This is a genomic window from Bacillus sp. H1a (genome assembly GCF_000633475.1).
In the GTDB taxonomy this organism is placed as follows: Bacteria; Bacillota; Bacilli; order Bacillales; family Bacillaceae_G; genus Bacillus_A; species Bacillus_A paramycoides.
This window is the reverse complement of the sequence record NZ_AYMH01000050.1, coordinates 20,802-33,780: the sequence shown is the minus strand read 5'-3', so window position 1 is coordinate 33,780 and position 12,979 is coordinate 20,802. Positions and strand designations below refer to the sequence as shown.

At 37.4% G+C, this 12,979-nt stretch carries 10 protein-coding genes; 2 read left to right on the top strand and 8 right to left on the bottom strand.

Features of this window, described 5'->3' with window-relative positions:
* Positions 1–64: 64 nt before the first annotated feature.
* The 5 genes from ytaF to U860_RS0123035 form a co-directional block, all read right to left on the bottom strand.
* On the bottom strand, positions 65–682 hold the full coding sequence (ytaF, locus tag U860_RS0123055; RefSeq protein ID WP_025150355.1) for a sporulation membrane protein YtaF: 618 nt from the start codon (positions 680–682) through the stop codon (positions 65–67).
* Positions 683–811: 129 nt separating this feature from the next.
* On the bottom strand, positions 812–1,045 hold the full coding sequence (locus tag U860_RS0123050) for a hypothetical protein (protein WP_025150354.1): 234 nt from the start codon (positions 1,043–1,045) through the stop codon (positions 812–814).
* Entirely contained in the window at positions 1,035–1,337 is a 303-nt protein-coding gene (locus U860_RS0123045) for a hypothetical protein (RefSeq protein ID WP_025150353.1), read from the bottom strand. Before U860_RS0123045 ends, U860_RS0123050 begins: the two co-directional genes overlap by 11 nt.
* 13 nt (positions 1,338–1,350) lie before the next feature.
* Complete coding sequence (locus tag U860_RS0123040; protein WP_025150352.1) at positions 1,351–5,940, bottom strand: HAD-IC family P-type ATPase; 4,590 nt, start codon at positions 5,938–5,940, stop codon at positions 1,351–1,353.
* A gap of 56 nt (positions 5,941–5,996) precedes the next feature.
* On the bottom strand, positions 5,997–6,347 hold the full coding sequence (locus U860_RS0123035) for a YtxH domain-containing protein (RefSeq protein ID WP_025150351.1): 351 nt from the start codon (positions 6,345–6,347) through the stop codon (positions 5,997–5,999).
* Positions 6,348–6,723: 376 nt separating this feature from the next.
* Between U860_RS0123035 and U860_RS35680 the strand changes: the two genes are divergently transcribed.
* Positions 6,724–6,879, top strand: a complete 156-nt coding sequence (locus tag U860_RS35680) for a hypothetical protein (protein WP_002170803.1) — start codon at positions 6,724–6,726, stop codon at positions 6,877–6,879.
* Between the two features lie 292 nt (positions 6,880–7,171).
* Here the strand turns inward: U860_RS35680 and U860_RS0123025 are convergent, their stop codons facing one another.
* The 3 genes from U860_RS0123025 to hemH all read right to left on the bottom strand — a co-directional run bounded on the left by U860_RS0123025 (position 7,172) and on the right by hemH (position 10,056).
* Entirely contained in the window at positions 7,172–7,477 is a 306-nt protein-coding gene (locus U860_RS0123025) for a hypothetical protein (RefSeq protein WP_025150350.1), read from the bottom strand.
* A gap of 93 nt (positions 7,478–7,570) precedes the next feature.
* Entirely contained in the window at positions 7,571–9,037 is a 1,467-nt protein-coding gene (gene katB, locus U860_RS0123020; RefSeq protein WP_002170801.1) for a catalase KatB, read from the bottom strand.
* A gap of 59 nt (positions 9,038–9,096) precedes the next feature.
* On the bottom strand, positions 9,097–10,056 hold the full coding sequence (gene hemH / locus U860_RS0123015) for a ferrochelatase (RefSeq protein WP_025150349.1): 960 nt from the start codon (positions 10,054–10,056) through the stop codon (positions 9,097–9,099).
* 326 nt (positions 10,057–10,382) lie between these two features.
* Here hemH and U860_RS0123010 point away from each other — a divergent pair, with 326 nt between their 5' ends.
* Complete coding sequence (locus U860_RS0123010) at positions 10,383–12,941, top strand: Ig-like domain-containing protein (protein WP_025150348.1); 2,559 nt, start codon at positions 10,383–10,385, stop codon at positions 12,939–12,941.
* The last annotated feature ends 38 nt before the right edge of the window (positions 12,942–12,979 follow it).

Genomic DNA, 12,979 nt, shown 5'->3' with positions numbered 1-12,979 from the left:
AAACTTTAATCAGTGGGGTTTTGTTCATCCCCACTGATTATCAGCCCGCAAATAGCGGGATAAATCAATCAAAAAATGCAGCAAATGCAATAATTAATAGTAACGTTCCGCTGATCAATGTTCCAAATTGTCCTAAAGTAAATTTCCCAATACGAACGTGAGCTATCTTTCTCCCTAATGCAACTCCGCCCCAAACTGTTATGAAACTACCAATTGCCGCAGCAACACATATTGCTATCGGATTCAAACCGAATAAACCAGCACCTAATCCGTTCGCTAATGCATTAGCAGACAGACCAATGCCAAGAAAGATTAATTCTACAAATCCGATTCCTCCAGATTCACCTATATTTTTCGTTAAACCATTTATTTCCGTAGATGCTACTTCACCTTCCGCTCCTTCAGCTACCACCTTACGCGGAATTGCTAATAATACAATTCGAAGACCAATGACAACTAATAAGAAAGAACCAATGACTACTGGCATAATCCCAGGCAAAATTTTTGAAAGCCATAATCCAAAATAAATCCCGGCCACACTAAACAAAAAGCAAATAACCGAAATGATAAGATTAGAAAAATGGCTAATTCGTATGTTGCGAATCCCATAAGAAATTCCTACCCCTAAGTTATCGATACTTGATGAAAACGTTAGTGCTAATATCATCATCCATGCCGCCATTTCATTCTTTCACCCCTTTATAAATTTTATAGTTCTGAACATTACGAAAATTAATGCGACATACATAGTATGGAATATGAATAAGGGAGGTAAAAGCTCCCTATATTCTTTCCATTTCGTACTCCGCCCTTAAAAGCGAGAAAGAGTGAACCATTTCATAATATTCATACGGTTCTCTTTTCCTTTTTCACGAACCGAGTGGAAAATGTCACTAGTGAATGAACCCATTTTCGTAGCAATTTCTTTTTGCATCACTTTATTTTCCGATGCTGCTTTTACACTTAAATCTAATGCCTGTTCAAAGTGCTCTAACGCTTTTTCCAAATGGTGATCCACATCTTTTTCTACAGCTTTATGCATCATGTTTAATCTCCTCCACTTCATCTTGCGCTTGTTCAGCTGCCGCTTCTATCACTTCTTGCTCATCAGTAATGTCATCTTCCACATAAGAAAGTTCTTTCTCAAATTGCTTTTGCATTCTATCCATTTTCGCTTCCACAATAATATCTTCTACTTCCTCTTTAATTGTTTCAAAAGTAGACTTCACACCTCTTGCCCCCAATTCAACAAGTGGACGAAGTGTATTTCTTACGACAGGTAATAAAGCAGCACTTGCTAACGCTAAAGTAGATCCAATAAAAACTTTTCGTATCATTTTCATTGCTCCTTTACACTGTTTTTAATAATGCAGATTCAGAGACTACTGGTTTTACTAAATCAGTATTCTTATATGAAACTAAATTAATAATAGGTTTCGCGATTTGAGACACTGTGCCCGCTACGAGAAGAACAGGTATCCATTGTGTGAGCGTTAACGGAACGGTATGGAATATACGAGCTAGCGGAGGTACATATATAGCTGATAATAATACAAGCCAAGACGTTCCTAACGCTGTAATAAAGAACCGGTCTTTTGACCAATCGCGAATTGTTTCTTCTGATCCCTCTTGTCTCCAAGAGAAAGTTTGAATGAGCTGCCCGGCAACTAAAGCTGCAAATGCTGATGTTTGTGCTACTGGAAGAGGTACTCCAGTCGCTAAACTAATACCAAATACAGCGAGCGAACCTACCCCAAGCAATACTCCTCTTGTAATAACTTTTTTGTACAAATCTTTATCAACAATATCTTGGCGTTTCGTTTGCTTCGTTTTGTTCCCGGGGTTTACAGCTAAAATCATCGCTGGTAAAGCATCGGTAATAAGATTCATTAATAAAATTTGAATTGGCACTAACGGAATCGGCATTCCCGCTATAACAGCAGCACTAGTCACTAACACTTCCGCTAAATTCCCCGTCAATAAACAACCAACTGCTTTACGAATATTTCCGATGATCGTTCTACCTTCTTTTACCCCTTCAACAATTGAACCGAAATGATCCTTTTTCAAAATCAAATCAGCGGCTTCTTTCGTAACTTCTGTTCCGGTTTGCCCCATCGCAATACCGATATTCGCCTTTTTTATAGCCGGTGTATCATTTACACCATCTCCAGTCATCGCGACGATTTGACCGTCGGATTGGAAGGCAGTTACAATTCGTAATTTGTGAGCTGGGGTAACACGAGCAAACACAGATGTGTTTTTTACAACTTCCTTTAATTCCTCATCTGCCATGCTATCAATTTCTAATCCCGTTAAAACACGATCTTCACGATTCCAAATTCCAGTTTGTTTCGCAATAGAAATCGCCGTAGTCGGATGATCTCCCGTAATCATTACTGGCCTCACACCTAACTCAATCGCTTCACGAATACTCTCTTCCACTTCAACTTTCGGCGGGTCGATCATACCGACTAATCCAACAAAAGTAAGATCATCACTTTCGTCATTGCTGTACGCAAAACCTAATACTCGTAATGCCTGTTTTGCAAACTCTTCATTTTGTTGTAAAATAACTTCTTTTTGCTTATCACATAAAGGATATATTTGACCGTTATCTTGATACCATTTACAACGAGTAAGAATCGCCTCTACAGAACCTTTTGAGAACTTATATAACTCTTCAGCGTCACTCTCTTTACAAACAACACTCATAATTTTCGTCTCTGAATCAAATGGTTCTTCATGATGGCGTTCAAATGACGCCATATCTTCATATAATGCCCCTGCTTTAGAAGCCAAACTTAATAAAGCTCCTTCAGTTGGATCACCTTTCACAACCCACAGGTCATCTTCCTGCTCTAATTTACTATTGTTACAAAGAACGCCAATCTGAAGAATACGAGCTAAATCCGGATTTTCTAGCGGCACACTTTCCGTTTTATGATAAATAGCCTCTTCTACATCCGTATCTACAGCAGCAGCAACTTTAGATGAAGTTACATCAGCAATCGTCCCTACTGGTTCATACCCATCACCGGTTACACTCCATAAGCGATTCGGCGTAGCAATTACTTTAACCGTCATTTCATTTTTCGTAAGAGTTCCCGTTTTATCAGAACAAATAACCGTCGTTCTACCGAGTGTTTCTAAACTCGAAAGCTTTCGAACGAGCGCATTTTGCTTTTGCATACGGAATATACCCGCACTTAAAGCAATCGTAATCATAATTGGCAATCCTTCCGGAACAGCAGAAGCAGTAAGAGCAACCGACGTTGTGATCATTTGCGTAATTGGCAGTCCCCTAAGTAGCCCTGCCACAAGTACAAGACCGCCAGCTACAAACGCTCCTTTAATAAATGTTTTACTAATAGATGTCACCTTTTGCTGCAATGGCGTAGGCTCTGTTTCTTCCCCTTTCATTAAGGAGATCATATAGCCGATCTCTGTACGCATACCTGTTTCTACTACAATTGCTACCGCTTTACCTCGTGTTACGGACGTCCCCATAAAGAGCATATTGTTTCGTTCTGCTAACGAACACTCTTCTAACATAGCGTCCGCTTTCTTTTCAACCGGAAGTGATTCTCCCGTTAACATCGCTTCGTTAATTTCTAAGTTCCAAGAGTTAACAACGCGAAGATCAGCAGGTACACGGTCTCCCGCTTCAAGGCAGACAATATCTCCAGGAACGAGTTCACTACTTGATATTTCTATTTCCGCTTCTTCTCGTATTACTTTACAAATAGGGGCTCGGAATTGATTTAAAGCCTCAACTACCTTTTCCGCCTTCCGCTCTTGAAGTGTCCCAATTATTGCATTTACAACGAGAATTGTCCCCATCGCTAATCCATCGAACCAGCCACCAGATATAACAGATAATCCAGCTGCTCCGAGTAAAATAAGCGATGTAAATTCTTTAAATTGGCCCATAAACGATACAATCCAAGGAACTGATGGTTTCGGTTCAATTTGGTTCATTCCGTATTCTTCTTTTCGCATATTTACTTGTGCATCGCTTAATCCATATTGCTTCTCAACTTGTAATCTATTCATTACTTTTTCTTGATTAAATGTATACCACGGAATTTGATCTTGTTTGGCAGGAATCACTTTTGGCTGAGAAGAATCCATTTTCGACAATTCTCCATAAGAAAATATCTTCTCGCTCATTCTTTTTGCCCTAGATAAAAACGTTAACGATAAAGCATTTGCAAATAAGGCGATTACAGGTGCTGTGAATATAGACCAAACTGCTAACATCTCTCCCACCACATTCCACACTTTCGCTGCGCGGAAATGCTCATTCACCAACATATTGATTCGGTTTGCATACGCTGTAGATTGAGAGATATTTTTTATTTCTTCAAATGATATAGACGAAAAATCGGTATTTTGATCAGTTGCAAATAATACCTCTTCTCCATTTGAACGAAGCAATTTTACCCGTTCGACAGCATCACCCTGCTGCCAGCTATCATCCACACCATAATGAGAAAGAATGTTACGATTTACATGTAAACTATTTTGCAAAACGCCTATACTCCATTTGTTTTCATGTAACCCATTCACTACTTCTTTGAATTCAGGAATAATAGTAACCTTTGATCCAACTAATAGACCGAGGCATTCTTTATTTTTAGCGACGTACTGGACTTGGAATCCTTCTTTTTCAAGCCTCTTCGCTTCCAGCTCATACGCACTTATATCTACACCATTTCGCTCGGCAAAATCTTTACTTCCGAAAAAGGAAGTTATTCCTTGAATTTCACCTTTTATCCCTTCATTCTCCACTTGAACTTCAAACGCTTTTTTTAACGTTCTTCCAGTTTGCGCAGCCCGTTGCACGACTTCCTCTTTCCATACATGCTCACTTTTCTCAATAAGAGAAGCCACCGTGCACCAAACTTTCCCTTCATTTTCATCTTGCGAAATACAACTCATCCCCTCTGCTGAGGCCTGGAATATACGAGATGTATCCTCTAATACTATCGTTTTTGTTCGAGACAATTGCGATAACGACCCACCGCTTGGAATGACATATCCTCTTTCTCTCGCGATAAGGTCACCTTGTCGCCACGCATATTCTGCCGATGAGACAGCTGGTTTCGGATTAGCCGCTAACAACACTGCCATTCCACGCAAAGGATTTCTAGTAAAAGCCCAAGTTGCTCCTCCAAAAATCATTCCCCACTTTGATTGTTTTTCACTATACGCTTTAATCTCTGGAGAGAGGAGATTTTCTTTATACGCCTCATTTTCTTCGTTTATGTTTGCTTGACTACGCTTCCAATTTAAGTAGTTTAATAGACTAAGACCGGCAAGCACGACAATATTCTCCCGCGCAAGCGCAAGTGCAAGAGTCCCTACACCAAGCACAAGATCAGAATTCACCTTTTTGCTAGCAACCATTTTTTTGAATCCTCGTTTCAGGAACGGATAACCCGTCACAACGGATAAAGCTCCGGATACATAAAAAAGAACAGGACTTCTAGCCAAGGCAGATCTACCCATAAATAATTGTTTTATGCCGAAAGCACCTAACCCAACAACCGAAAGTGCTAGCGGTAACGGCACACCTTCATCCTTTTTTCTATGAACAGTGTCATTATTACGAGAAACTACACTAGATGAACAATCTATTAATTCCTTCTTTTCTTCACTGCTATTTGTACTAGTTTTCTTTCGCTTGGTCACTTGTTCTTCTATAAGCTGAATTATTTTGCAAATGTTATGTAGAGAGGTCTTGTTGATATCGTAAGTAATAAGGGCTCTTCCTGTAGAAATTGAGGGACTTACTTGATAAATACCTTCCGCTTGACTAAATCGATCTAATATCAAGTTCGCCATATTCTTGTTGTATTTTAACTTATAAATTTCAATTCGAATTCTTCCAGGTAACGATCGTATAAATCTCGTTTTTAATGTTTTACTTTGCATCATCATCCTCCTTATCGTCTTGAAGGAAGTAAAAAGATTTATTGCTCATGTAGTACTTAAGGACTGACGGGCAAATTTTCATAATCTATATTTTGCTCAGAATGATACGCATTTACACGAGAAACCCATTTTTCCTGGAATTTAGAAATTGTATTTGGAACAGCTTCTACCGCTCCTATAATTGGTAACACTGTTTTCACAGCCACTTTACGTGCCGCTTCTTTCACTTTTGGCAAAGCCTCTTCCATTTCCGAACCCGCACTTTGAATTTGTTCTTTCGCACCAAGAAAGGCTGATACTGTTTTTACTGCAAGTTTTCGTAATCCCTTTCTCGCTTTTGGTGATGCCAATATAACCGCTGCTACCCCAACCGCTATACCGATTGGAGATTTCATAAATCGAAACATATTCATTTCTCCTCACTTAAATTTATTTCGAATCTTTGAACGAAACAACTCATATACAATTAAGTAACATTGTAAATCATTTCATCACATCCCTTATTTTGTAAAAAGTATATAAAGAGTATATATTTTTGTTTGTATTATTCCAACAATTTATTAGTTTTTTGTAAATTTTATGTTAATTCAGAAAACTTCTTTTTTGTAAACACTCCTATTTCTATGTAATGCCATAGGTAATATATTCCACATTCTTTTCTTACTCAATTGTTGAGATTTTGTTGAGAATTTATTTTGTATTTTTACAAATTACAAAATAGGACATGCACTTTTACGAAACAATTTTTATATACTATAAAAAACGCGATAAGGAGGGATCTTCATGAGCTTATCCTACTGGAAATACGCTATCCTCAATCACATTACTGCAAATTTCCGCACTTTCTTATTCAATATCATTGTCGCTATTTTAGGTGAAATCGCACTCTTTCTTGTCTTAAGCTTTATTCCGAAACGATTTCATAAATTTTTCGCATAAAAAAGCCTGAGTTCCTATCAATGTAGAACTCAGGCTGCTTAAATCTCTTAAATAAAGGAGGGATTGTTATGATTATCGTTTTTGCTTTATATCGGGATTGATACATATTATTTTTTTAAGCCCGTGCATATCCCATCTAGTATTATGGTGAATATATCAACGACGTTTCGGATATATTGACGATTTTTCAATTATATCGATCGCTTCTCTAAATATATCGACGTTTCGAAACAACATATCGATTTACCAACAAATTCCGACATAACTGAAATGAACAATACCCCCGCATAACTTACGAATCACCGTACTTCCTTTTATTTGCGCTTAATATAATAAGAAACGCCACCGCTATTACAGCTAAAAAGCGAACTGGATTAAACGGCGTTCCTACTGTTTCATTAAATCGATGATAAATAAACGGTATCATCTCAAGTACCATTAATCCCAGAGCAATTTGGAATGTCTCAGCCATCGCTTTATTTTTTATAAACGTAGCACGTTCATCACCTTGTTTCCCGATTGCTATAAACATTTTTACAATAGCAAACACTACAAATAAAAAGACACATAACGCAATAATAAAAATAGCAACACTCATGAAATACACCTCTTATATGTAAAAATTATTCGACAAGATTACAACATATTTTACATAAAAAAAGACGACCGAGAATCGGACGTCTTTTCCTATTTATTTCGGAGCATTCCCTACATACTGCGTAATATCAACATTTAACGCTTGAGCTAAACGCATTCCGTAATCATGATCTGCACGGAAGAAGTTGCAAATAGCGAGTAGTTTTGTGCGTTCATTTACGTCTTTTAAGTCATTTGTTAAGTTTGCAATTAAATTGTCTTGCTCTTCTTTAGAGAATGAACGGTAACGCTCACCCGCTTGTTTGAAGTCATTTGGTTTCTCAATTTTTTCACGAGATACGTATCCTTCTACTTTCATAGTTGAATCACGGTAAGCTGGGTCCTCAACTGGATTTTCAGTATGACGGCTCGGTTCGTAGTTTATTGTAGATGGGTTTTGATTAATTTGCATCGCACCATCACGTTGTTGATTACGAACAGCTGCGTATGGACAGTTTACAGGAATTTGTAGATAGTTTGCACCAAGGCGATAACGCTGTGTATCTGGATAAGAGAATAAACGACCTTGTAATAATTTATCTTCAGATGGTTCAATACCATTTACAGTTGCACTCGGAGTAAACGCCGCTTGTTCTACTTCTGCAAAGAAGTTTTTCGGGTTACGATTTAACGTCATTGTCCCTACTTCTATTAACGGGAAGCGATCTTCTGGCCATACTTTCGTTGGATCTAGTGGATCGAAATCTAAAGAATCCGTTTCATCTAGTTGCATTACTTGTACGTGTAAATCCCATTTTGGATAGTTTCCTTTTTCGATTGCATCGAATAAGTCACGAGTTGCATGATTGAAATCTTTCCCTTGTACTTGCTCGACTTCTTTTGCACTTAAGTTACGTACACCTTGCTGTGGTTTCCAATGATATTTAATGTAAACAATTTTACCTTCTGCATTAATCCATTTAAATGAATGTACACCGAAACCTTCCATTTCACGGTAGTTTGCCGGTGTACCATAATCAGAGAACACCCATGTCATCATATGTGTAGATTCTGGAGTTAACGTCATAAAATCCCAATAACGATCTGGTGTTTGAACGTTTGTATCCGGTGCTGGTTTTAAAGAATGCACCATGTCAGGGAATTTAATTGCATCACGAATGAAGAAAACAGGCAAATGGTTACCTACGATATCGTAGTTTCCTTCTTCTGTATAAAATTTAACAGCGAACCCACGTGGATCACGAGCTGTTTCCGGAGAACCTTGACCATGAATAACCGTTGAGAAACGAACGAATACAGGTGTCTCAGTTCCTTCATTTTGTAAAAATGCTGCTTTTGTATATTGCTTCATGCTGTTTTTCGTTACGAATACACCATGAGCACCTGCACCGCGTGCATGCACAACGCGCTCTGGAATACGTTCACGATCAAAATGCGCAAGTTTTTCTACTAAATGATAGTCTTCTAACAATACCGGTCCACGTCGACCAGCTGTACGAGAATTTTGGTTATCTCCAACTGGAGCACCTTGGTTTGTTGTTAAGCGATTATTTGGATTCATCAAGGGAGATCCTCCTCTTTCTTTCTTAGTAATTATTACTTATTTAAAATTATTATAAACTAATTATTATTCAAAACTAAATTCTTGTCAACTATTTCCTTCATTTTTTTGGAAACAATTTCAGTTAAACAATCAATAAATACAGATTGTGCATTCGGCATATTTGGTCTAAAATATGCGGCGTTTAATTCATCAGTTACAACTTTACATTCATAATCGTTGTCATACAAAACTTCTAAATGCTCCGCCACAAAGCCAACTGGACAATATACGAAAGATTCATAGCCATGCTCTTCATATAAATCTCTCGTTAAATCTTGCACATCTGGCCCAATCCATGGATCTAGTGTATTTCCAGCGCTTTGCCAACCAATCGTATAATGCTTTATACCTACTTCTGCCGCAATTAAGTCCGCTGTATGCTGTAATTGCTCTACGTAAGGGTCTCCCGCTGCAATGATTTTCTCCGGTAAACTATGTGCGGAGAAAATAACAACTGCCTTCTCTTTATCTATGATTTTAGTAAACGTTTCTTTAATTTGATCTGCCCAATAGGAAATAAATTTCGGTTCATCGTACCATTGTTCAATTGGTTCAATAACAGGACCACCTATTTCTTCTGAAAGACGAATGGCACGGTCATTATACGCTTTAATGCTAAATGTAGAATAGTGCGGTGCTAATACGATACTAATCGCATACTCAATTCCATCTCGCTTCATCTCTTCTACTGCATCTTCAATAAATGGAGCACTATGTTTTAATCCTAAGTAACAAACAAATTCATACTCTGTATACATTTTATTCAATGAATCTGTTAATTTATGTGCCTGCTCTTTTGTAATTTTTGCAAGTGGTGAAATTCCTCCAATTGCTTTATAACGCTCAATTAAATCTTGAAGCGCTTCTTCAGACGGCTTACGACCGTGGCGAATGTGAGTGTAATATCCCTCTACATCATCTAATGTTTCTGGTGTTCCATACGCCATTACAAGCAAACCTATTTTCTTTTTCGTCATCTATATAACACCTCAATTTTGTAAATGAGAATCTTTTTCAAAAACGTTTGTTTTAAATTATAACAAGTAATAATAAGTACGTCAAAATAATAATTCTAATTAAGTATTATTTATAATATGATTTTAAATTTTATATGACAATTTATTTAATATTTATTGTCATATTCTCGTATTATTCTTAATCAATGTGGAACTTCACAACAGCTTAAAAAAATCTCAATATTCCGGTTATTATTTCTCAAAATTTGCACTTTACTATTTATCTTAGAAAAGGAAACAGAATTCCATTGAATTCTAATTAAAGGAACATATAAGGAGGATTTAAAATGACACAACCTTTTATTAAAAAAGCAGTACTGATTTCTACACTTACCATGAGTACAATCCTATCCACAACAATTCCATTTAACGTTTTAGCAGCACCTAATCCAGCAATACAAATGCAACCAGAAAATCTCACTGACGAAATTATGAAACTATCGTTCGAGGAAAATCTAAATGATAGCTCCGCATCCAATCACATAATTTCATATGAAAATGGTAATCCTTCATTTACAGACGGACGCATAAATAAAGCTCTCAAGTTTAAATCAACCTCACAGAAAAATGCTTCCTATATCGACTTAGGAGATACTTCACAATTAAAATTTGGAGAACGTACAGACTTCACAGTAGCCTTTTGGGTAAAATCTTCCGGAGTAAATGCTGATCCAGCCATCATTTCAAATAAAGATTGGAATAGCGGTGGAAACTTAGGGTGGTTTATCGGTTTAAAAGATAAGGCTCTCCTTTGGAATTTCAAAACATCCGGTAGCTCCCGCCTGGATGCCTCTATTCCAAATATCGCTGATAACGTTTGGCATCATATTGTGATTTCTCATGACCGCGATGGATATGCAACTATTTATAAAGACGGAAAGCTAGAACAACAAATCGATATTAGTAAAATGAAAGGTACAATCGATACAAATTACACAACAAAAATTGGAGTTGATGGGAAAGGAACTTTATTCGGAAACAACTTTGACGCAACACTAGATGAAGTATCTATCCTAAGAAAAGCAGTAACGGCTACAGATGTTCAAAAAATGTATCAATCCGCTCCTCCGATTGCTGTTACTGACATTTCCATTGACCAACCAACTATTCATTTAAATGTTGATGGTTACACCTATTTACAAGCCAATATCCAGCCTTTAGACGCAACAAATAAAAAAGTAACTTGGACAAGCAGTAATAAAAACATCGCAGACGTTGAAGCGATAGATGGAAAAGTCAAAGTAATTGGAAAAGGCGTTGGGAAAACAACAATTCAAGCCATTTCTGAAGACGGAAAAAAAGCCGCTACAGCAGAACTAACTGTTGGAAATTCTTTAGATATAACACGTGATGGTTTACTTGAACAAAATGATTTAAACTTTGTAAAACAATACATCGGATCAGATGTAAATAGTCAAAACTGGAAGGAAATTAAGCGGGCTGATTTAAATGACGATGGAAAAATTGATGAAAAGGACATACTCCCTCTTCAAGAACAGCTAAAACAATCTACAAACTATCCATACAAACATGTCTTTATTATCGGGTTAGATGGAGCTGGTATTGCTGTTAAAGATGCTAATGCCCCTAATATTAAAAATTTTATCGCTAATGGTGCCAGCACTTATAATGCGCAAGCTCTTTCACCAACGATTAGCGCTCAAAATTGGGGCGGAATCTTACATGGTGTAACACCTGATAAAACAAAACTGGATAATACAATCGCAGGGTCAATAGCATTCCCTGAAAATTCACCTTATCCATCCTTTATGAAAGTACTAAAACAAGAACGACCTTACGCAAAAATGGCTTCATTTGCTGGATGGAGTCCAATTAATAAAGGGATTATCGAACAATCCGTAGGCGCTCACTTAGAGTCTGTCCCGGATGACCAATTGGCACCAAAAATCTCAAATTATATTAAAACGGAAGGAAAAGATACTGCGGTCACATTCATTCATTTTGACGATATTGATGGAGCTGGTCATTCTAAAGGCTACGGCAGCCCTGCATATATGCAACAAATTGAAAAAACAGATAAAAATGTAGGGATTGTATTAGATGCAATTCGTGACGCTGGTTTGTTAGAAGATAGCCTTGTTATTATGACAACGGATCATGGAGGAAAAGACTACGGACATGGAGGAGAATCTCCTGAAGAAAAGACAATTTTCTGGGCGGCGAACGGCCCTGGAATTCTAGCAAAATCATCTATTACAACTCCTATGACGAATATGGATACAGCGGCAGTTGTAGCACAAGCACTACGCTCGAATAAACCTATGACTTGGGATGCAAAAACACCTGAGAATTTACTAGAAACATTCCCTACTAGCCTTACACTTAACAAATCAGAACACTCTTTAAGAGAAAGAGAAACTTTTGAACTCGTTGCGAAGATCACTCCAAACGTTACAAATAAAAAGTTAATTTGGAAAAGTGACAATCCAAATGTTGCAACAATACAAGCAACGGATGAAAAAGCAATTGTCCATGCTATACAAGCTGGTACTGCAACACTTACTGCAACAACTGCTACTGGCGAATATGTAGCAACATGTCAAGTAACTGTTGAACCAAATCATGTACCTGTTACAGGCATCAAAGTAGACGAACGATCTTTTGAGATCAAGCAAGGAGATGAAAAACTTGTATCTGCCTCCGTTCTTCCAGAAAATGCAACAAATAAAAATATAGTTTGGAAAAGTAGTGACGCAAGCATCATTGCCCTGGAAAACAAAAATAATACGACTCATGTGAAAGCTTTAAAAACTGGACGCGTTGTTTTAACCGCAACAACAGATGATGGAAAATACAATAGATATATTTATATTCAAGTTAAATAGAAGAACAGGCGGCTTACACAACATGCAAGCCGCCCTTT

Coding starts and splice junctions, on each gene's coding strand:
- U860_RS0123035 (WP_025150351.1), bottom strand. CDS start 6,347: ATGTTTCGATTTATGAAATCTCCAATCGGTATAGCGGTTGGGGTAGCA.
- U860_RS0123040 (WP_025150352.1), bottom strand. CDS start 5,940: ATGCAAAGTAAAACATTAAAAACGAGATTTATACGATCGTTACCTGGA.
- U860_RS0123010 (WP_025150348.1), top strand. CDS start 10,383: ATGACACAACCTTTTATTAAAAAAGCAGTACTGATTTCTACACTTACC.
- U860_RS35680 (WP_002170803.1), top strand. CDS start 6,724: ATGAGCTTATCCTACTGGAAATACGCTATCCTCAATCACATTACTGCA.
- U860_RS0123025 (WP_025150350.1), bottom strand. CDS start 7,477: ATGAGTGTTGCTATTTTTATTATTGCGTTATGTGTCTTTTTATTTGTA.
- katB (WP_002170801.1), bottom strand. CDS start 9,037: ATGAATCCAAATAATCGCTTAACAACAAACCAAGGTGCTCCAGTTGGA.
- hemH (WP_025150349.1), bottom strand. CDS start 10,056: ATGACGAAAAAGAAAATAGGTTTGCTTGTAATGGCGTATGGAACACCA.
- ytaF (WP_025150355.1), bottom strand. CDS start 682: ATGGCGGCATGGATGATGATATTAGCACTAACGTTTTCATCAAGTATC.
- U860_RS0123045 (WP_025150353.1), bottom strand. CDS start 1,337: ATGATACGAAAAGTTTTTATTGGATCTACTTTAGCGTTAGCAAGTGCT.
- U860_RS0123050 (WP_025150354.1), bottom strand. CDS start 1,045: ATGATGCATAAAGCTGTAGAAAAAGATGTGGATCACCATTTGGAAAAA.